Below are 20,019 nucleotides of genomic sequence, written 5' to 3'. Positions count from 1 at the left end.
CGGGAGGGCCGCGATGACCACCGGAGCCCAGCGGGCGGCCGAGCCCGGCACCGGGCCGGAGGACGAGGCGCCGCTGCCGACCCTCGCCGAGCAGATGGCCGACCAGCTCGGCGGCTGGCGCGGGCTGGTCGAGTCGAGCATCCCGGTGGTCGTCTTCGTCGTCGCCAACGTCGTCGGCGAGCTGCGCCCCGCCGTCATCGCCTCGGTGTCCGTGGCGCTGCTCATCGCCGCGCTGCGGCTGGTCCAGCGCCGGCCGGTGCGGCACGCGGTCAACGGGCTGTTCGGCATCGGCATCGGCGCGGCCATCGCCTGGCGCACCGGCGACGAGCGTGACTTCTACCTCCCCGGCATCCTCTACGGCATCGGCTACGGGCTGGCCCTGCTGGTCTCGGCCGCGGTCAAGCAGCCCCTCGTGGGCTGGATCTGGTCGGTGCTGGTGGCCAAGGGGCGCTCCGAGTGGCGGGACGACCCGCGCCTCGTGCGGACCTTCACCCAGCTCACCGTCCTGTGGGGCGTGGTATGGCTGGCCAAGGTCGGCGTGCAGGCCGGGCTCTACCTCGCCCACCAGGACACCGCGCTCGGCGTGGCCCGGCTGGCGCTGGGCTACCCGCCGTACGCGCTGCTGCTGCTGATCACGGTCTGGACGGTGCGCCGGGTGACCCGCGAGCAGCCGGCGGCGGGGCAGGACCCGACGGCGGCCCCGGAGCCCCTGCCCGGCGGCTGATCCTCCCGGGCGGCGGCCACCGGGCACCGCGCCCGCCCGCACCGGCGGCGTCGCCCGGCCACCAGGCTCAGCCCGCGCCGCGGGTCCGCTCGATGCTGTCCGTGCCGAGGATCACCGCGCGGACGTCGTCCTCCACCTCCGCCGTGCACACGAAGATCAGCTCGTCGCCGGCCTCGATCGGGTCGTCCGGGCTGGGCACCAGCACCCGCTTGCCGCGCAGGATGGCCACCAGGGCGGCGTCGCGGGGGATCGGCACGGCGTGGATCGGCTGCCCCACGTACGGCGCGGTCGGCGGCAGGGTGATCTCCACCAGGTTCGCCTCGCCCTGCCGGAACGTCATCAGCCGCACCAGGTCGCCGACGGTCACCGCCTCCTCGACCAGGGCCGCCATCACCCGCGGCTTGCTCACCGCGACGTCGACGCCCCACTGCTCGGTGAACAGCCACTCGTTCTCGGCCCGGTTGACCCGGGCCACCACCCGGGGCACCGCGAACTCGGTCTTGGCCAGCAGCGACACCACCAGGTTGACCTTGTCGTCCCCGGTCGCCGCGACCACCACGTCGCAGCCGGCGACGTCGGCCTCCTCCAGGCTGGCCAGCTCGCAGGCGTCGGCGAGCACCCACTCGGCCGCCGGCACCCGGTCGGGCCGCAGCATCCGGGGCTGGCGCTCGATCAGCATCACCTGGTGGCCGTTGTCGATCAGCTCCTGCGCGATCGAGCGGCCCACGTTGCCGGCGCCGGCGATGGCGATCCGCATGCTCAGTGCGCTCCTTCCGGCGGGCTGCCCGCCACCGAGGTCGCCGACGCCACGATGTCGTCGGTGACCAGCATGAAGACCTGGTCGCCCTCCTGCACGGCGGTGGAGCCGGTGGGCAGGGTGCCGATGCCGAAGCGGATCAGGTACGCCACCCGCGCCCCACTCGCCTCCTCCAGCGCCCGCAGCGGCCGGCCGATCCAGTCCTTGTGCACCGGCACCTCGACGATCGAGACGGTGCTGGTCGGATCGCGGAAGATCTCCACGTTGCCCTCGGGCACCAGATGGCGCAGCATCCGGTCGGCCGTCCACCGCACGGTGGCCACGGTCGGGATGCCCAGCCGCTCGTAGACCTGGGCCCGGCGCTGGTCGTAGATGCGCGCGGCGACCCGGGAGACGCCGAACGTCTCGCGGGCCAGCCGGGCCGAGATGATGTTGGAGTTGTCTCCGCTGGAGACCGCCGCGAAGGCGTCCGCCCGCTCGATGCCGGCCTGGCGGAGCACCTCGCCGTCGAAGCCCGCGCCGGTGACCGTGATGCCCGCGAAGTCCGGGCTGAGCCGGCGGAACGCGTCGGCGTCCTGGTCGATCACCGCCACCGAGTGCCCCCGGGACTCCAGGCTCTGGGCCAGGGTCGACCCGACCCGGCCGCAGCCCATGATCACGACATGCACGTGTCCCTCCCAAGGTGCGCGCACCCGTCCGCCGTCGACCCCTCGACTGCGAGCCTGCCACGTCGGGGTTACCAGCGGGGGCCGACGGTACCCCGCCCGGTCGAACCTCCCGCTCCGCCACCCCCGGGCGACCACGGAACCGTGGTCGTACCCTTAGCGCTTGTGGCCAGTCCCACCTCGCTGCTGAAGCGGCTGCTCGTCGGTCGACCGTTCCGGTCCGACCGGCTCCAGCACACCCTCCTGCCGAAGCGCATCGCGCTGCCGGTCTTCGCCTCCGACGCCCTCTCCAGTGTCGCGTACGCCCCCGACGAGATCCTGCTGACGCTCTCCATCGCGGGCGCGTCGGCGTTCCTCTTCTCGCCGTGGATCGCCCTCGCCGTGGTGGTGGTGATGCTCACGGTGGTGGCCAGCTACCGGCAGAACGTGCACGCCTACCCCTCCGGCGGCGGCGACTACGAGGTGGCCACCGTCAACCTCGGCCCCCGGGCCGGCGTCGCGGTGGCCAGCGCCCTGCTGGTCGACTACGTGCTCACCGTGGCCGTGTCGGTCTCCTCCGGCGTGGCCAACCTGGGGTCGGTGGTGCCGTTCGTGGCCACCCACAAGGTGCTCATCGCCGTGACCGCGGTGGTGCTGCTCACCGCCGTGAACCTGCGCGGGCTGCGCGAGTCCGGCACCGCGTTCGCCATCCCGACGTACGGCTTCGTGATCGTCATGGGCGGCATGATCATCACCGGCCTGGTCCGGTACTTCGTGCTCGGCCACGACCTGCGCGCGCCCAGCGCCGGCCTGGAGATCCAGGCGGAGCACAGCGTCACCGGGTTCGCCCTGGTCTTCCTGCTGCTGCGGACCTTCTCCTCCGGCTGCGCCGCGCTCACCGGCGTGGAGGCGATCTCCAACGGGGTGCCCGCGTTCAAGACCCCGAAGAGCCGCAACGCCGCCACCACCCTGCTGCTGCTCGGCACCATCGCGGTGAGCATGCTCGTCGGCATCATCTGGCTGTCCCGGCTCACCGGCCTCCAGTTCGTCGAGGACCCGAACCTGCAGATCCTCTCCGGCCCCGACGGGTACGTGCAGAAGACCGTCACCGCCCAGCTCGGCGAGACGGTCTTCGGCTCCGGGTCGGTGCTGCTGTACGTGGTCGCCGGGATGACCGCGCTGATCCTCTTCCTCGCCGCCAACACCGCGTTCAACGGCTTCCCGGTGCTCGGCTCGATCCTGGCCCAGGACCGCTACCTGCCCCGGCAGCTGCACACCCGGGGCGACCGGCTGGCGTTCTCCAACGGCATCGTCTTCCTCGCCGTCTTCGCGATCGTGCTGATCGTCGGCTTCCAGGCCGAGGTGACGAAGCTCATCCAGCTCTACATCGTCGGCGTCTTCGTCTCTTTCACCCTCTCCCAGGCCGGCATGATCCGGCACTGGAACCGGCACCTGCGCACCGAGCGGGACCCGCAGGCCCGCCGCCGGATGATCCGGTCCCGGGCCATCAACGCCTTCGGCATGGCGATGACCGGCGCGGTGCTGGTCATCGTGCTGGTCACCAAGTTCCTGCTCGGCGCGTGGATCGCCATCGTCGCGATGGCGCTGCTCTACGTGCTGATGCTCGCCATCCGGCGGCACTACGACCGGGTCGCCGCCGAGCTGGAGCCGACCGAGGTCCGGGGCGTGCTGCCCGCCCGCAACCACGCCATCGTGCTGGTCAGCAAGCTGCACCAGCCGACGCTGCGGGCCATCGCGTACGCCCGCGCCACCCGCCCGGACACGCTGACCGCGGTGACGGTGAACGTCGACGAGAAGGACACCCGGGACCTCCAGGCCGAATGGGAGCGGCGGGAGCTGCCGGTGCCGCTGACCGTGGTCGACTCGCCGTACCGGGAGATCACCCGGCCGATCCTCGACTTCGTGGCCAACACCCGCCGGGAGTCGCCGCGCGACGTGGTCACGGTCTTCATTCCCGAGTACGTCGTCGGACGCTGGTGGGAGAACCTGTTGCACAACCAGAGCGCGCTGCGACTCAAGGGGCGGCTGCTGTTCGAGCCGGGCGTCATGGTCACCAGCGTGCCGTGGCAGCTCGCCTCCACCGCCGGCAAGAACCTCGACCGGCTCGACGCGACGCTGACCCGGGGCCCGGCGCGCGGCCCCCGGGTCGCCCCGCGCAGCACCCTGCCCCCACCGGTGCCGCCGGTGGCCTCCGCCCCGCCCGGCGAGCACGGCCCGACCGAGGGGGACCGGCGATGACCCGGCCAAGCGTGGACGCGTCCCGCGCGGGTGCCGGACCGGCCCGCAGCGACGGTCGGGTCCGGCCGGCGGGCACCGGACCGGCCGACGGCGAGCGGCGCGGGCTGGAGGAGGCCGAGCGGGTCGAGCTGACCGTCGACGCCGTCGCCCCCGGCGGGCACTGCGTGGCCCGGGTCGACGGGCAGGTGGTCTTCGTCCGGCACGCGCTGCCCGGCGAGCGGGTGGTGGCCGAGGTCACCGAGGTGCACCGCGGGTTCGTCCGCGCCGACGCGGTGACGGTGCTCGACGCCGCGCCGCAGCGGGTCGCGCCGCCCTGCCCGTACGCGAAACCGGGTCTGTGCGGCGGCTGCGACCTGCAGCACGTCGCCCCCGCGGCCCAGCTCGACTGGAAGGCCGCGGTGGTCCGCGAGCAGCTGACCCGCCTCGCCGGCCTCACCGACGCGGAGATCGACCGGCTCGGGGTCCGGGTCGCGGCGCTGCCCGGCGGGCCGCTCGGCTGGCGCTCCCGGGTCCGGTACGCGGTCGACGCCGCCGGCCGGGCCGGGCTGCTCAAGCACCGCTCGCACGAGGTGGTGCCGGTCGACCGCTGCCTCATCGCCCACCCGGCGATCCAGGCGCTGCCGGTGCTGGGGCGGCCCTGGCCGGCGGCCGAGGCGGTGGAGGCGGTCGCCTCGACCGGCGGCGACGTCACCATCACCGCCCTGCCCCCCGACGGCTCCGTGGCCGTCCCGCCCATCGACGGCCCGGTGACCGTCCGGGAGGTGGCCGCCGGCCGGGAGTGGACGCTGCCGGCGTCCGGTTTCTGGCAGGTGCACCCGGCGGCGGCCGACACCCTGGTCGGCGCGGTGCTCGACCTGCTCGACCCGCAGCCGGGCGAGCCGGCCTGGGACCTCTACGGCGGGGCGGGGCTGTTCGCCGCCGCCGTGGCCGCCCGGGTCGGCCCGGCCGCCCGGGTCACCGTCGTCGAGTCCGCCGGCGAGGGCGTCGCCGCCGCCCGGGACAACCTGCGGGACCTGCCCGGGGTCGAGGTGGTGGCGGCCCGGGTGGAGACCGCCCTGGCCCGCCGCCGGATCACCGGCCCGGTGGACCTGGTGGTGCTGGACCCGCCGCGCAGCGGGGCGGGCGCGCGGGTGGTGCGGGACGTGGTCGCGGCCGGCCCGCGCGCCGTGGCGTACGTGGCCTGCGACCCGGCCGCCTTCGCCCGGGACGTGCGCACCTTCGCCGAGGCCGGCTGGGAGCTGGCGGAGCTGCGCGGCTTCGACCTGTTCCCGATGACCCGGCACGTCGAGCTGGTCGGCCTCCTGCAACCCGCGCGGTAACCGGCGCCCGGGTGATTGCAGGGGGCCCTTCCTATACAGAAAGCGTTAACAGGGGGCCCTTCCTTACATGCGGATCGTGGGGTTGATGTCGGGGACGTCGTACGACGGGGTGGACGTCGTCGCCGCCGAGTTCACCGTCGACGGGGACGACCTGCGGCTGCGGCCGCTCGGCCACGTCGGCCTCGACCACGACGAGGGGCTGCGGGCGCAGATCCAGGCGGTGCTGCCGCCGCACCCGACCACCATCGAGGCGGTCTGCCGGCTGGACAACCGGCTCGGCGAGGTGTTCGCCGACGCGGCGGCGCGCGGGGTGGAGCTGGCCGGCGGGCGGGTCGACGCGGTCGTCTCGCCGGGGCAGACCGTCTTCCACTGGGTCGACGGCGGCACCGTGCGCGGCACCCTCCAGCTCGGCGCGCCGGCCCGGGTGGCCGCGCGGGTGGGCGTACCGGTGCTGGCGGACCTGCGCGCCGCCGACGTCGCCGCCGGCGGTCAGGGCGCGCCCCTGGTGCCGGCGTTCGACGCGCTGCTGCTGGGCGGCCGGTCCGGCCCGCCCCGGGCGGCGCTCAACCTGGGCGGCATCGCCAACCTCACCGTGGTCGCCCCGGGCGCGCCGACCCTCGGGTACGACGTGGGCCCGGCCAACGCGCTGCTCGACGCGGCGGCCCGGCGGTTCCTCGGCCGCCCCTGCGACCTCGACGGGACCCGGGCGGCGGCCGGCCGGGTGCACCCCGGCCTGCTGGAGCTGCTGCTCGCCGAGCCCTACTACGCCGCGCCGCCGCCCAAGTCCACCGGCAAGGAGCTGTTCCACGCCGGGTACCTCGACGACCGGCTCGCCGCGCTCGGCGAGCCCGTGGCCGCCGACGACGTGCTGGCCACGCTGACGGAGCTGACCGCCCGGACGGTGGCCGCCGCCTGCGACCGGCATCAGGTGGCCGAGGTGGTCGCCGCCGGGGGTGGGGTGCGCAACCGGACCCTGTGGGGCCGGCTGGCCGCCCTGGGGGCGGGCCGGTGGCGGCTGCGGACCAGCGACGAGCTGGGGGTGCCGGCCCAGGCCAAGGAGGCGTACGCGTTCGCCCTGCTCGGCTGGCTGTCCTGGCACGGCCTGCCGGGGGCGGTCCCGTCGGTGACCGGGGCCCGCGAGGCGGCCGTGCTGGGCTCCTGGACGCCGGCCGGGCCGGACCGGCACGCCCCGCCGGTCGCCCCGCCGCGACGGTTGGTGATCGTCTCCTGACTGCGCACCCGGTCAGCGGGGTCGTTCCCCGGCCAGGCTGCGGACTACCGGGCGGCCGATAGACTCTTCGCTCATGAGTGCTGAAGAGGACACGGCCAACCACGGCCGGCTGCTGGCCACGGTGCGGGGTCCGCAGGACGTGAAGCGGATGACCGCCGAGCAGCTGGACATCCTCGCCGCCGAGATCCGTGACTTCCTGATCGCCAAGGTCTCCCGCACCGGCGGGCACGTCGGCCCCAACCTGGGTGTGGTGGAGCTGACACTGGCGATGCACCGGGTCTTCGACTCCCCCCGGGACCGGCTCCTGTTCGACACCGGCCACCAGGCGTACGTACACAAGATCCTCACCGGCCGGCAGGACGGCTTCGACAGGCTGCGCCAGCGCGGCGGCCTCTCGGGCTACCCGAGCCAGGCCGAGAGCGAGCACGACCTGATCGAGAACTCGCACGCCTCCACCGCCCTGTCCTACGCCGACGGGCTGGCCAAGGCGTACGCGCTGCGCGGCGAGGCGCGCTCCGTGGTGGCCGTCGTCGGCGACGGGGCGCTGACCGGCGGCATGTGCTGGGAGGCGCTGAACAACATCGCCACCTCCGGCAACCCCCTGGTGATCGTCGTCAACGACAACGGCCGGTCGTACGCGCCGACCATCGGCGGCCTCGCCGACCACCTGTCGTCGCTGCGGCTCAACCCCGGCTACGAGAAGGTCCTCGACACCGTCAAGGACGCCCTCGGCTCGACGCCGCTGGTCGGCCGCCCGATGTACGAGGTGCTGCACGCCGTCAAGAAGGGCATCAAGGACGCGGTCGCCCCGCAGGCCATGTTCGAGGACCTCGGCATCAAGTACGTCGGCCCGGTCGACGGCCACGACCTGGACGCGGTCGAGTCGGCGCTGCGGGCGGCGAAGCACTTCGGCGGCCCGGTGATCGTGCACGCGGTGACCCGCAAGGGCTACGGCTACCGGCCGGCGGAGGAGGACGAGGCCGACTGCCTGCACGGCCCCGGCGGCGCGTTCGACGTGGAGACCGGCAAGCTCGTGGCCGCCCCGTCGGTGAAGTGGACGCACGTCTTCGCCGACGAGCTGGTCGCGATCGCCGACGCCCGGCCCGACGTGGTGGGCATCACCGCCGCGATGGCCGAGCCCACCGGCATCGCCAAGCTGGCCCGCAAGCACCCCGACCGGGTCTACGACGTCGGCATCGCCGAGCAGCACGCCGCCACCTCGGCGGCCGGGCTGGCCCTCGGCGGGCTGCACCCCGTGGTGGCGGTCTACGCGACGTTCCTCAACCGGGCGTTCGACCAGGTCCTGCTGGACGTGGCGATGCACAAGCTGCCGGTGACGTTCGTGCTGGACCGGGCCGGGATCACCGGCCCGGACGGGCCGAGCCACTACGGCATCTGGGACATGTCCGTCTTCGGGGTGGTGCCGGGCCTGCGCATCGCCGCCCCCCGGGACGCCGCGACGCTGCGCGAGGAGCTGCGCGAGGCGATCGCCGTGGACGACGGCCCCACCGTCGTGCGGTTCCCGACCGGCACCGTCGCCGCCGACCTGCCGGCCGTGCGCCGGGTCGGCCCGGTCGACGTGCTGGCCGAGGCGGACCGCGCCGACGTGCTGCTGGTCGCGGTCGGCTCGTTCGGCCACCTCGGCATGGAGGTCGCCGCCCGGGTCGCCGAGCAGGGCTACGGGGTGACCGTGGTCGACCCGCGCTGGGTGCGCCCGGTCCCCGCCGAGCTGGTCGAGCTGGCCGCCGGCCACCGGCTCGTCGTCACCGTCGAGGACGGCGTGCGCGTCGGCGGCGTCGGCGACGCCCTCGCCCAGGCGATGCGGGACGCCGACGTCCGGGTGCCGCTGCGGGACCTGGGGGTGCCGGCCGACTGGCACCCGCACGGCACCCGCGCGCAGATCCTCGCCGACCTGGGCCTCACCGCCCAGGACGTGGCCCGCGACGTCACCGGGTGGATCTCCCGCCTGGACGCCCAGCAGGCCGAGCCGGTCCGCCTGCCCAACTGAGTGCAAGGAAGGGCCCCTTCTTAACGCCTGGCGTCGAGAAGGGGCCCCTTCTCACCTGTCCGCCGTGGGGCGGCGCGGTGCGGCGGGGCGGCGCGGTGCGGCGGGGCGGCGCGGTGCGGGCTACCGGCCGCCGACCGAGCGGTAGTAGGTCTTCTCCGCGCCGGCCAGGCTGAACGTCGCCTTGCTCGTCGGCTGCGGCACCACCACCAGGCCCGGCCGGTCGACCAGCCGGGGGGTGCCCGGCGGCACCGACAGCGACGTGTAGCGGTTGGCCCGCCAGCTCAGCACCACCAGCGGCTGCCCCGGCACCGGCAGCACGTACGCCTGCAGCGTGTTGGCGCGGTCGGCCGGCGAGAACACCGGGTCGCCGGCCGCCGGGCGGTAGACGACCGCCGTCATCGTCCCCGTGCCGGTCTCCCAGCTCAGCTGCTCCAGGTCGGCTGGGTCGCCCCCACCGAGGGCCACCTCGCCGAGCGCGCGCACGCTCACCTTGCCCCGCGGCCACGACTCCGGCACCGCGCGGGGCGCGTCCCGGTCGCCGATGCGGCGCGGGATGCTGCCGAAGGGGCCCCGCTCGTCGGCCAGCTCGCAGGTGTCCAGGTCGTCCAGCGCCCGCCGGCCAGAGCCCGTCTCGTCCCGCACCAGCGGGTAGCGGGGGTCCGTGGTGGCCGTACCCAGGTCGAGCAGGCGGTCGGCGGCCCGGCCGCGCGGCAGCGAGCTGGTGGCCCGCAGCGTCGCGGTCAGCGGCACCGCCTGGCATGCCGGCACGTCCACCGGGTCGGTCAGGCCGTCGCGGGTGACCAGGGCCCGGCCCTTCGGGCCGAGCAGCCGCTCCACCCGCTCCGAGAGCAGGTAGCGACGCCCGGCGCTGGTCTGCACGGGCAGCACGTCGGAGTAGACGAGGTAGCCGGGGTCGGTGTATTCGCTGGCCCGGTCGACCACGTAGCGGTTGCCGTCGCGGGTCAGCTGCAGCAGCCAGGAGGCGCTCTCGCCGGGGACGTCGGCGGCCACCAGGGCCAGCGGCGTGCCGTCGGCCTCGCCGGACCACAGGATCCCGGAGGAGGGCAGGTGCGCCCGGTCGTCGACCGGCGTCCGCCAGGCCCGGACCGCGTCGGTCACCGCCGCCGTCGCCGCCGCGTCGCCGGCCAGGCCGCCCCGCGCCGGCCACACCCGCAGCGAGCCGTCCAGGCTGTCGTAGCCCACCGGGAGGGCGTCGGGCTTGCGGTCGGCGACCGGGCCGCAGGCCGTCGCGGTCAGCAGGAGGGCGAGCAGCGTGGTGGCCGTCCCGCCGCGCCGGCGCGCTGAAGCCACCTGTTACGCCCCCGATCGCGTCGCCGGTCGTGTTGCGCCCCACATGGTACGAGACGGCGGCCGGCCGCGAACCGGCACCTCGATCCCCGGCCGCGCGCCGCGCGCCGACCGCCCACAAGGGACGCAACGGTGATTGTCGGACGCGGCCCCGCCTCCGGTAGACTCCGCCGACTGTGACTCCTGCCGAGCCCCTGACCGTCGAGCCTCCGACCGTCGAGCCCCCGGCCGGCGCGGAGCCCGCAGCCGCCCCGCCGCCCGTCGGAGCCCCGCAGCCCGCCGCCGCAGCCCCCTCGTCGACCGCGACCGCCGTGGCCCCGGCCGGATCCGCCGTGGCCCGCAGCCGGCGGCGCTGGCGGTGGACGCCCCGGCGGCGCGACCTCGCCGCGTACGGCCTCTTCCTGCTCGCCGCGCTCTGGGTGACCAGCCAGATCTGGGTCGACCCCGACGGCCGGGTCGCCTCGCTCTACAGCAGCGACCCCGCCCAGGTGCAGTTTTTCCTCGCCCACTCCGTGCGGGTGGTGCTGCACGGCGAGTTCCCGTTCTACACCGACCAGTTCAACTACCCCGACGGGGTCAACCTGATGGCCAACACGGCCGTCCTGGCGCTGGGCATCCCGATGGTGCCGGTGACCCTGCTGTTCGGACCCGCCGTCTCCTTTGTGGTGCTGGTCACCTGCGGCCTCGCCGGCACCGCCGCCGCCTGGTACCGGGTGCTGTCCCGGCACGTCGTCCGCAACCCGCTCGCCGCCGCCGTGGGCGGCTGGTTCTGCGGCTTCTCCCCGGCGATGCTCTCGCACGCCAACTGGCACCCGAACATCATCAGCCAGTTCCTGCTGCCGTTCATCGTCTGGCGGGTGCTGGTGATCACCCGCTCGAAGCGGCCGGTCCGCGACGGGGCGCTGCTGGCGCTGCTGGTCACCGTGCAGGCGTTCATCAACGAGGAGATCCTGCTCTTCACGGCGATGGCCTGCGGGGTGTTCCTGATCGCCGTGCTGGTGCAGCGGCCGGGGCTGTGGTCGTCCGCGTGGCGGCCCCTGGGCGTCGCCGTGGCGGTGTGCACCGTGCTGGCCGGGTCGCTGCTGGCGTACCCGCTCTACGTGCAGTTCGCCGGGCCGATGGCGTACCACGGGCTCAGCGACGCCGTCCGCGACTACGGCAACGACATCGCCGCGTTCTTCGCCCCCGGCTCGCCCACCCTCGGCGGCAACGAGCGCGCCAACGTCAACCTCGCGCCGAACTACTCGGAGGAGAACGCCTTCCTCGGCTGGAGCCTCGCCCTCATCGCCGTCGGCATCGTGCTCTGGCTGCGCCGCGAGCCGATCGTCCGCGCCCTCGCCGCGACCGGCGCGTTCTTCGCGCTGCTCTCTCTCGGCGAGCGGGTGTCCTGGTGGGACCGGGAGCTGTTCACCGGCCCCTGGGAGTTCCTGGTGCGGCTGCCGCTGCTCGACGCCGTCGTGCCCACCCGCTTCGGCATGATCACCACCGTGGTGGTGGGGGTGCTGCTCGCCGTGGCCGTCGAGCGGGTCTGGGCGCTGCGCACGGCCGAGGCCCGCACGATGCGTACCCTCGGGGTGGCCGCGCTGGTCATGGCGCTGCTGCCGATCGCGCCGATGCCGCTGAAGGTCACCTCCCGCCCGCCGGTGCCGAAGTTCATCACCGCCGACCGGTGGCGCGACTACGTCGGCCCCGACCAGACCCTCGTGCCGATCCCGGTGCCGAGCATGGGCAACACGCACGGGATGCGGTGGGCCGCCACCACCAACCTCGACTTCAAGATCCCGGGCGGCTACTTCCTCGCCCCGCGCAACGGCAACACCGGCGACCCGGGCCGGTTCGGCGGGCGCCCCAGCGGCGTCGGCGAGCTGCTGGAGGACGTGGCCAGCACCGGCCGCTCCCCGAAGCTCGACGACCGCCAGCGCCGCCGCTCGCTGGACGAGCTGCGGCACTGGCGGGCCGCGATCCTGGTGCTCCCGGTCGGCCAGCACAACGCCGAGCCGCTGCGGCGTACCGTCGAGGACCTGGTCGGCCCGGCGCGCCGCGAGCTGGACGTCTGGGTCTGGGACGTGCGGACCCTGACCGGCCCGTCGGCCTGATGGCCGCGCCCGCCGCCGACCTCGCGCCGGGCGGGCGGCGGCAGCCGGGCCCGGTGCGGACCCGACGGGTACGCAGCGTCGACGCCGCCGTCGTCGCCGGCTACCTCGGCCTGGCGGTGCTGCTCACCAGCCGCCAGTGGGGCCGGCCCGACCGGCTGTTCCACCAGGACAACGACCAGATGCTGTTCGAGTGGATGCTCGCCCGGGCGGCCCGCGCGGTCACCGCCGGGGAGAATCCGCTGCACAGCGCGGCCCTGAACGCCCCGGACGGGGTGAACCTGATGGCCAACACGTCGGTGCTCGGGCTGGGCGTGCCGCTGGCCCCGGTGACGCTGCTGTTCGGCACGCAGGCGGCCTTCCTCGTCGCGGTCGTGGTCAGCCTGGCCGGCACCGCCACCGCCTGGTACGTCCTGCTGGCCCGCCGGCTGGTCGGCTCCCGCGTCGCCGCCGCCGTCGGCGGCCTCGTCTGCGGCTTCGCCCCCGGCATGGTGGCCCAGGCCGGGGCGCACCTGCACATGGCCGCCCAGTTCCTGGTGCCGCCGATCCTGGCGCTGGTGTTCCGGCCCGGCACCGACCGGGTCCGCCGGCACGGGGTGGCGCTCGGGCTGCTAGTGGCCTACCAGGTCTTCGTCGGCGAGGAACTGCTCGTCTTCCTGGCGCTCGCCGCCGGGGTGTTCGCGGTGGCGTACGCCCTCGCCGACCGGGCGGCGGCCCGCCGGCTGGCGCCCGCCCTCCTCGGCCGGCTCGGCGTGGGCGCGCTGGTGGCGGGTGCGCTGCTGGCGTACCCGCTGTGGTTCCAGTTCCTCGGCCCGCAGCACTACCGGGGGATGCCCTTCCACGCGCGGGGCTTCCAGCTCGACGCGGCCTCGTTCACCGCGTCGGCCCGGCAGACGGTCCTCGGCGACGGGTACCTGCCCGGGCTGCTCTCGCCGAACCCCACCGAGGAGAACTCGTTCTTCGGGCCGGGCCTGCTGGTGCTCGCCGTGGTGGTCGTGGTCTGGCTGTGGCGTCGGCCGCTGGTGCGGGCCCTCGCCGCCGTCGGGCTGCTCGCCGCCCTGTTCTCCCTCGGCGACACCGTGCGGGTCGACGGCGCGTCGACCGGGCTGCCCGGGCCGTACCGGCTGCTGGCCGGGGTGCCGCTGCTCGACCTCGTGGTGCCGGCCCGGTTCGCCCTGATCTGCGTGCCGGTGCTGGGGGTGCTGGTCGCGCTCTCGCTGGACCGGGCGCTCGCCCTGGCCCCGGCCGGCGGCGGGGCGGTGTCGGCCGGGCCAGGCTCCGGGGGCGGGGCGACCGCCTTGTCCGGGACCGGCTCCGAGGGTGGGGCGGCGGCCTTGTCTGGGACCGGCTCCGAGGGCGGGACGGCGGCCTCGTCTGGGACCGGCTCCGGGGGCGGGACGGCGGCCTCGTCTGGGACCGGCTCCGGGGGCGGGGCGACCGCCGACCGGCCCGGGGTGCCGGTGCGGCTGCTCTGGGGCGGGGCCGTGGCCGCCGCGCTGCTCCCGCTGGCCCCCACGCCGATCCGCACCGTGCCGACGTGGCCGGTACCGGCCTTCGTGGCCGACGGCGGCTGGCGGGCGTACGTGCCGGCCGGGCGGACCCTCGTGCCGGTGCCGCCGGTGACCGGCGCGGGGGTGAGCCCGGCGACGTTCTGGTCGGCCCGCACCGGGCTGGCCTTCACGGCGCCGGGCGGCTACTTCATCGGCCCGAGCGGTGACGCCGACGACCCGACCGCCCACTGGGGCGCGCCCGACCGTCCGACGGCGGCGCTGCTGCGCCGGGCCGCCGAGACCGGGGAGGTGCCGGTGGTGACCGACGCGGACCGCCGGCAGGCGGTGGCGGACCTGCGCCACTGGCGGGCGGCGGTGCTGGTGCAGGGCGGGCTGCACCAGGGCGAGGCGGTCCGCCGCACCGTCGACGCGCTCGTCGGCCCGGGGCGCGAGGTCGACGGCGCGTGGGTGTGGGACGTGCGCCCCCTGGTGGGCTGACGGCCACCGCGCCGCCGCGGGCGGCGCGCCCGCGCCGCGGCGTTAACAAGGGGCCCCTGCTATGCAGAATGCGTTAACAGGGGGCCCTTCCTTACACCTGCCAGAGCCAGACGTCGTCGATGCGCTGCGGCGGGCCGAGCAGGGCGGTCATCAGCTCGCGCAGGACCGCCTCGCGGGGATGCGCGCCGAGGACGACCACGGACGCCTTCCAGTAGCGCAGGTCCTCGGCGGCCTGCCGGCGGTTCTCCTCGGTCAGCGGCGGCACGACGCCGGTGTCCATCGTGGAGTAGATGAGGGTGCTGGTCGGCCGGTTCGGGGCGCCGAAGACGCCCTCGCCGTCGGGGTTCGGCCCGATGAAGTAGCCGCCGGGGATCGGGAACTCGTGCCCGGTCAGCGCGCTCCAGCGCAGCGTGGGCAGGCCGTGCACGTTGCTCGGGATCGGCACCGGCACCAGGGTCCGGCCCGCCGGGACGTACGGCCGCCAGCCGCCGGACGTGATGAAGTGCGGCGGCGGGTCGATCCGCTCGGCGGGCAGCGGGCGGGGGACCAGCGGCAGCACGGCGAGCGCGAGCGCCGCGTACCCGACGGGGCGCAGCCAGCGGCCCGCCCGGCCGGCGGTCCCGGCCCCGGTTCGGGCCGGCGCGGTGCGGGCCAGCGCGTCCCAGGCCAGGGCGAGCAGCACGCCGACGGCGGCGGCCACCACCAGGGCCAGCCGGGTGGGCATCATCATCTCCACCAGCGGCAGGTCGTCCGGGATGTACGCCCACGGACCGTCGATCGTGGTCTCCGCCCCGTCGAAGCGCACCACCGGGCCGATCGAGGCGACGGTGAACACGACCACCAGCACGGCGACGATCCGGGCGGGCAGCGACCGGCGCACCAGCAGCGCCAGCGCGACCAGCGCCACCAGCACCAGCGGCCAGCCGAACCAGGTGTTCTGCTCGGTGAGGCCGATGGTCTTCTCCACCGCCTCGTCGCCGGCCACGGTGTCCCGGGCGAACGTGACGAAGGCCACCAGGTCCTCGCCCCAGTTGTGGAACACCCCGCCCTGCAACCCCCGGTAGGACTGCGGGCCGTTGAACTGGAACCAGATCGGGTACGCCGTGAGCAGCAACGCCAGCGCGCCGCCGAGGCCGAGCGCGGACAGGAAACCGCGGGCGCGGGCCCACGTCGCCCGGGGCCGCTGCGCCGCGTACGCCAGCACGACCACCAGGCAGGCCAGCGCCGTGAGCAGCAGCATCTCCTCGTTGATGAAGATCTGGTAGGCCACCAGCAGCCCCAGCGCCACCCCGTCGCGCCGCCAGTTGCGCCCCGCCGCGCCCAGCAGCAGCACCCGCGCCACGATCAGCGGCAGCAGGTAGTTGGAGACGAAGTTCGGCTGCCCGTTGGCGTGGTGCACGATGCCGGGCGCGAAGCCGAGGAACGCGCCGCCGAGGAACGCCGCCGCGCGCGAGCGCACCAGGTGCCGCGACAGCATCCAGTACGAGGTGGCGGCCGTCGCCGCGAGCGCCCCGCCCAGGTAGAGGGCGTACGTCACCTGCGGGCCGAACAGCAGCGTCACCGGCGCCAGCGGCAGGGTCGCGCCGAGCAGCGACGTGTTCGCCATCATGTTCACCCCGTCCGGGGCGTTCTGGCGCAGGGAGAACAGCGGGTTCTCCAGGTGCTGCACGGAGTACGCGCCGTGGGCGAAGAGCCACTCGAACCAGCTGTGGTCGGTCGGCAGGTGCGACGACACGCGGTGCTCGACGTCGCCCCAGTAGTTGAGGCACACGAGGACGCCGAGGAGCACGTACGCTCCGATGGCCAGCAGGTCGGCGCGGGCCGGCCGCCAGCGGGGCCGGCGGGGTGTGCCTGTGCCCGCCGCCTCGGGCCCGGTCGAGCTGGCCCGCGTCGCGACGGGTGCGGAGTCGACGGGTGCGGAGTCGGATTTCAGCGAGGGGTCTACCACCGGCACGGCCACGACGCGCCATCGTACAGGCGCGTGCGCGCGGTCCCGGTCGGCCGGGCGCCCCGCGTGGAGCCCTCTCGGAGACCGATTCCGTCGCAAGAACCGCGGCGGCCCGGGAGGACGCGTCGCCGGAGCGCCGGCCACGGCCCGGGAAGGAGCGAGGGTGACGCTGATCGACCTCGGCGAGGTGCGCGGCGACCGGGAGCCGGAGCCCGCTTCCCGGCCGCCCCGGGCGGTGGGCCGGCCGCTGCGGGTGGCGCTGGCCGGTCTGCTCGCGCTGTTCGTCCTGGCCTCGTCGGCGCCCGTGGCGCGCCCCGCGTCGGCGGTGCTCGGCGGCCGGCTGGGCTCCCAGGTCGTCGTCCTCGGCGGCCGGGTCTACGTGCTGGCCCCCGAGGTGGGCAGCGGCGGGTCCCGCGAGGTGACCGCCCACGCGACGCCCGCCCGGGCCGGGGCGGGCGTCCGGACGCTGTGGCGTACGGCCGTGGCGAGCACCGGTCGCCTGGACGGCGTGCAGGAGCGGGACGGCGTCGCCCTGCTCGTCGACTACCAGCCGGACGGCGTCAAGACCGTCGCCGTGGACGTGGCGACCGGCGAGCGGCGCTGGCAGCAGGCCGGCTACCCGGCGCTCGCGGCCGGCGGGGGACTGCTGCTCCTCGGCGACGACATCGAGCGGGGCGAGCTGCGGTCGGTGGACCCGACGTCGGGCCGCGTCCGGTGGTCGGTGCCGGGTCACCTGGGCCAGGCGGCCTTCTCCGACCGCGACGAGGACTGGGCGGCCGATCAGGTGGCGCTGGTCACGGCCGCCGGCCGGATCGAGCTGCGCGACGTGGTCTCCGGGGCGGTGCGGGCGACCCTCGCCCCGCCGCCCGGCGGCTGGCAGGGGGGCCTGCAGGTCGAGGTCAGCGGTGACCTGCTGCTGGCCTTCGAGCAGGACGAGGGCGAGGTCTGGCGGGTGACCGCGTACGGCCTCGCCGCGCTGGACCGGCGCTGGGCGGTGGAGCGGCCGAGCTTCGGCTACGCGGGGACGTGCGGGAAGGTGGTCTGCGCCTTCGCGTACCAGGGCTCCGAACTGTCCGGGCTGGACCCGGCGACCGGCGGGGTCCGGTGGACGAACCCCCGCTGGCAGACGGTCGTCGCGGTGCGCGGCGACCGGCTCCTGGTGATCGCCGACGACCAGGCGGGCGGCACGGCCAGCCACCTCGGCGTGCTCGACGCCGCGACCGGGCGGGAGGTCGCCGACCTGGGGCGCTGGGACCTGGCGTTCAGCCGCACCCCGGACGGGCCGTACTACGGCACCCGGCCCGACCGCGCCGGCGGCGGCCTGGTCGTCGTGGAGCTGGACCTGGCGGGGGTGGCGGCCCGGCTGCGCGACGTGCTGCCCGACGCGGCGGGGGACTGCGCGGCCGACGGCCGCGACATCGTCTGCCGCCGGCAGGCCGGCACGTACGGCTGGTGGCGGCTGCCCGCCTGACGGTCCCCCCCGGCGGCCTCTCCGCCCGGTCCTCCCCGCCCGGACGCCCGGCCGGGCCGGGTGCCACGCTGGTTTGGTGGCCGGCACTAGGTTGTCGGGAGGTCGGCCGGCGAGGAGGCGGGTATGCGGGTGTTGGTGGTCGAGGACGAGCGCAACCTCGCCGACGCGATCGCGCGCGGGCTGCGCAAGCGCGGCATGGCCGTCGACGTCGCCTACGACGGCGACAGCGGCCACGAGATGGCCTTCGTCACCCGGTACGACGTGGTGGTGCTGGACCGGGACCTGCCCGGCATGCACGGCGACCAGATCTGCGCCGAGCTGGCCGCCTCCGGCACGCTGACCCGGGTGCTCATGCTCACCGCCAGCGGCACCGTCGCCGACCGGGTCGAGGGGTTGCAGCTCGGCGCGGACGACTACCTGCCCAAGCCGTTCGCCTTCGACGAGCTGGTCGCCCGGGTGCAGGCGCTGGGCCGGCGGGCCACCCCGGCCGCCCCGCCCGTGCTGGCCGTCGCCGACCTGGTGCTCGACCCGGCCCGCCGGGTGGTGACCCGGGGCGGGGCCGCGGTCGACCTGACCAACAAGGAGTTCGGGGTGCTGGCCGAGCTGCTCAAGGCGCGCGGCGCCGTCGTCTCCAGCGAGGAGCTGCTGGAGCGGGTCTGGGACGCCAACACCGACCCGTTCACCACCATCGTCCGGGTGACCGTGATGACGCTGCGCCGCAAGCTCGGCGACCCGCCGCTGATCGAGACGGTGGTCGGCGCCGGCTACCGCACCGCCGAGGGGCTGTCGTGAGCGTCCGCCTGCGGCCGACCCTGCGGCTGCGCCTCACGCTGCTCAACGGGGTGCTGCTGGTGGGCGCCGGGACGATCCTGGTGCTGCTGGCCTGGCTGCTGGTCCGCGACGCGCTGCGTCCCACCGACGAGCTGCTGCCCGGCACCACCGTGCTGCTGGCCGACGGCCGGTCCCTGGACGCGGGGGAGTGGCAGCGGCAGCTCGTCGACGCCGCGTCCCGGGAGCTGCTGGTCAAGGGCCTGCTGGCGCTGCTGGCGATCAGCGTGGTCGGGGTGGCCGGCGCGTACGCGGTGGCGGGCCGGGCGCTGCGCCCGCTGCACCAGGTCACCGCGACCGCCCAGCGCCTCGGCGAGGCCACCCTCGACCAGCGGATCGGCTGGTCCGGGGCGGACGACGAGGTGGCGGAGCTGGCCAAGACGTTCGACGCGATGCTGGACCGGATCGCCGCCGCGTTCGAGGCGCAGAAGCGGTTCGTCGCCAACGCCTCGCACGAGCTGCGTACCCCGCTCGCGGTGATGCGGACCGAGATCGACGTGACGCTCAGCGACGACGAGGCCGACGCCGCCGAGTACCGCCGGATGGCCACCGTGGTCCGCGACGCCTCGGAACGGGCCAACGGCCTGGTCGACGCCCTGCTGGTGCTGGCCCGCAGCGAGGCCCAGGCGGGGCGGCGGCTGGGCCGGCGCACCGAGTGCGACCTGGCCGCCGGCACCGTCAACGCGTTGTCGGCCGTGCGCCGGGAGGTGGAGCGGATCGGGCTGCGGGTGCAGACGTCGCTGGAGCCCGCGCCGGTGGTGGGCGATCCCGGTCTGCTGGACCGGCTGGCCGGCAACCTGATCGAGAACGCGGTGCGCTACAACCACCTCCACGGCCGGATCACGGTGCGCACCGGCACGGACGGCTGCACGTCCTGGCTGGTGGTCGCCAACACCGGCTTCGAGGTCAGCCCGGGCGACGTGCCGGGCCTGTTCGAGCCGTTCCGCCGGGGCGGGCAGGAACGCACCGGGGCGCGGGGCTCCGGGTTGGGCCTGTCCATCGTCCGGGCGGTCTGCGACGCGCACGGCGGCACGGTGCGGGTGTTCGCGCAGCCCGGCGGTGGCCTGGAGGTGACGGTGACCCTGCCGGCCGCCGACGCCGTGCCCGCCGTCGCCGGCCCTTCCCCCGTCGGGCGGTCCTGACGGTCGGCCCGGCCGGCGGCCCGCCGGGCGGCCCTGACCTGGCCCCGGGGCCGGTCGTGATCGGCTGTTCGTGTGCCCCGCCCGGCTGACCCGGCGGGGTCCGCCTCCGGCGGGCAGCCCGACGTCGGGTGCTCGGGTGGAGCCGTCGCGCGGTTGGGGCAGAATCGGACGCCGCCGCTGGACTCGGCGGGCTCGGGTGCGTGAAGGTGTGATGGCGCCATGCCTCACGTGGTGCGCGCCGCCGAGCCGGCCGTCCCCGGCGGCCCGGCTGTGAGCCGCACCTCCGTCCGCACGTGCTC

The 20,019-nt window shown here is 75.5% G+C and carries 14 protein-coding genes; 10 read left to right on the top strand and 4 right to left on the bottom strand.

Features of this window, described 5'->3' with window-relative positions; translation table 11 throughout:
* Positions 1 to 13: 13 nt before the first annotated feature.
* A complete protein-coding gene (locus GA0070558_RS07830) occupies positions 14 to 724 on the top strand; it encodes a DUF3159 domain-containing protein (protein ID WP_091277285.1) in 711 nt (236 codons plus the stop codon).
* A 67-nt stretch (positions 725 to 791) separates the two neighbouring features.
* Here the strand turns inward: GA0070558_RS07830 and GA0070558_RS07825 are convergent, their stop codons facing one another.
* Together GA0070558_RS07825 and GA0070558_RS07820 are read right to left on the bottom strand one after the other, a co-directional pair.
* Entirely contained in the window at positions 792 to 1,481 is a 690-nt protein-coding gene (locus GA0070558_RS07825) for a potassium channel family protein (RefSeq protein ID WP_091277283.1), read from the bottom strand.
* A gap of 2 nt (positions 1,482 to 1,483) precedes the next feature.
* Entirely contained in the window at positions 1,484 to 2,149 is a 666-nt protein-coding gene (locus GA0070558_RS07820) for a potassium channel family protein (protein ID WP_043962519.1), read from the bottom strand.
* A 162-nt stretch (positions 2,150 to 2,311) separates the two neighbouring features.
* Between GA0070558_RS07820 and GA0070558_RS07815 the strand changes: the two genes are divergently transcribed.
* The 4 genes from GA0070558_RS07815 to dxs all read left to right on the top strand — a co-directional run bounded on the left by GA0070558_RS07815 (position 2,312) and on the right by dxs (position 8,942).
* Positions 2,312 to 4,384, top strand: a complete 2,073-nt coding sequence (locus GA0070558_RS07815; RefSeq protein WP_091277281.1) for an APC family permease — start codon at positions 2,312 to 2,314, stop codon at positions 4,382 to 4,384.
* Positions 4,381 to 5,703: a class I SAM-dependent RNA methyltransferase gene (locus tag GA0070558_RS07810; RefSeq protein ID WP_091277279.1), complete on the top strand. Its 1,323-nt coding sequence runs from the start codon at positions 4,381 to 4,383 to the stop codon at positions 5,701 to 5,703. The genes GA0070558_RS07815 and GA0070558_RS07810 overlap by 4 nt, the downstream gene beginning before the upstream one ends.
* An 85-nt stretch (positions 5,704 to 5,788) precedes the next feature.
* Positions 5,789 to 6,934, top strand: a complete 1,146-nt coding sequence (locus tag GA0070558_RS07805) for an anhydro-N-acetylmuramic acid kinase (protein ID WP_439709574.1) — start codon at positions 5,789 to 5,791, stop codon at positions 6,932 to 6,934.
* A 73-nt stretch (positions 6,935 to 7,007) separates the two neighbouring features.
* Positions 7,008 to 8,942, top strand: coding sequence for a 1-deoxy-D-xylulose-5-phosphate synthase (dxs, locus tag GA0070558_RS07800; protein WP_091277275.1), 1,935 nt, complete (start codon positions 7,008 to 7,010; stop codon positions 8,940 to 8,942).
* Between the two features lie 120 nt (positions 8,943 to 9,062).
* On the opposite strand, the gene GA0070558_RS07795 is transcribed toward dxs, so the two are convergent.
* Positions 9,063 to 10,253, bottom strand: coding sequence for a hypothetical protein (locus tag GA0070558_RS07795; protein WP_091277273.1), 1,191 nt, complete (start codon positions 10,251 to 10,253; stop codon positions 9,063 to 9,065).
* 308 nt (positions 10,254 to 10,561) lie between these two features.
* Between GA0070558_RS07795 and GA0070558_RS07790 the strand changes: the two genes are divergently transcribed.
* The gene (locus GA0070558_RS07790) at positions 10,562 to 12,346 is read left to right on the top strand and encodes a DUF6311 domain-containing protein (RefSeq protein ID WP_091277505.1); all 1,785 of its coding nucleotides are present in this window, start codon (positions 10,562 to 10,564) and stop codon (positions 12,344 to 12,346) included.
* Positions 12,346 to 14,331 carry a DUF6311 domain-containing protein gene (locus GA0070558_RS34160; RefSeq protein WP_256091811.1) on the top strand — a complete coding sequence of 662 codons (1,986 nt, stop codon included), beginning with the start codon at positions 12,346 to 12,348 and terminating at the stop codon, positions 14,329 to 14,331. Before GA0070558_RS07790 ends, GA0070558_RS34160 begins: the two co-directional genes overlap by 1 nt.
* Positions 14,332 to 14,422: 91 nt before the next feature.
* Here the strand turns inward: GA0070558_RS34160 and GA0070558_RS07775 are convergent, their stop codons facing one another.
* Positions 14,423 to 16,291, bottom strand: coding sequence for a hypothetical protein (locus tag GA0070558_RS07775; protein ID WP_091277271.1), 1,869 nt, complete (start codon positions 16,289 to 16,291; stop codon positions 14,423 to 14,425).
* Positions 16,292 to 16,442: 151 nt separating this feature from the next.
* Between GA0070558_RS07775 and GA0070558_RS07770 the strand changes: the two genes are divergently transcribed.
* From GA0070558_RS07770 to GA0070558_RS07760, 3 genes are all read left to right on the top strand, one after another.
* Complete coding sequence (locus GA0070558_RS07770; RefSeq protein WP_176734136.1) at positions 16,443 to 17,750, top strand: outer membrane protein assembly factor BamB family protein; 1,308 nt, start codon at positions 16,443 to 16,445, stop codon at positions 17,748 to 17,750.
* Between the two features lie 123 nt (positions 17,751 to 17,873).
* The gene (locus GA0070558_RS07765; RefSeq protein WP_077936805.1) at positions 17,874 to 18,542 is read left to right on the top strand and encodes a response regulator transcription factor; all 669 of its coding nucleotides are present in this window, start codon (positions 17,874 to 17,876) and stop codon (positions 18,540 to 18,542) included.
* Positions 18,539 to 19,720: a sensor histidine kinase gene (locus tag GA0070558_RS07760; RefSeq protein ID WP_228986959.1), complete on the top strand. Its 1,182-nt coding sequence runs from the start codon at positions 18,539 to 18,541 to the stop codon at positions 19,718 to 19,720. Before GA0070558_RS07765 ends, GA0070558_RS07760 begins: the two co-directional genes overlap by 4 nt.
* Positions 19,721 to 20,019: the final 299 nt, after the last annotated feature.

This window comes from Micromonospora haikouensis (assembly GCF_900091595.1).
Lineage (GTDB): Bacteria > Actinomycetota > Actinomycetes > Mycobacteriales > Micromonosporaceae > Micromonospora > Micromonospora haikouensis.
This window is presented reverse-complemented; position numbering and strand designations above follow the sequence as displayed.

What these genes read in the sequence shown, in the direction of transcription:
- GA0070558_RS07830 (WP_091277285.1), top strand. Translation starts at nt 14, where the DNA reads ATGACCACCGGAGCCCAGCGGGCGGCCGAGCCCGGCACCGGGCCGGAG.
- GA0070558_RS07825 (WP_091277283.1), bottom strand. Translation starts at nt 1,481, where the DNA reads ATGCGGATCGCCATCGCCGGCGCCGGCAACGTGGGCCGCTCGATCGCG.
- GA0070558_RS07810 (WP_091277279.1), top strand. Translation starts at nt 4,381, where the DNA reads ATGACCCGGCCAAGCGTGGACGCGTCCCGCGCGGGTGCCGGACCGGCC.
- GA0070558_RS07805 (WP_439709574.1), top strand. Translation starts at nt 5,789, where the DNA reads ATGTCGGGGACGTCGTACGACGGGGTGGACGTCGTCGCCGCCGAGTTC.
- dxs (WP_091277275.1), top strand. Translation starts at nt 7,008, where the DNA reads ATGAGTGCTGAAGAGGACACGGCCAACCACGGCCGGCTGCTGGCCACG.
- GA0070558_RS34160 (WP_256091811.1), top strand. Translation starts at nt 12,346, where the DNA reads ATGGCCGCGCCCGCCGCCGACCTCGCGCCGGGCGGGCGGCGGCAGCCG.
- GA0070558_RS07765 (WP_077936805.1), top strand. Translation starts at nt 17,874, where the DNA reads ATGCGGGTGTTGGTGGTCGAGGACGAGCGCAACCTCGCCGACGCGATC.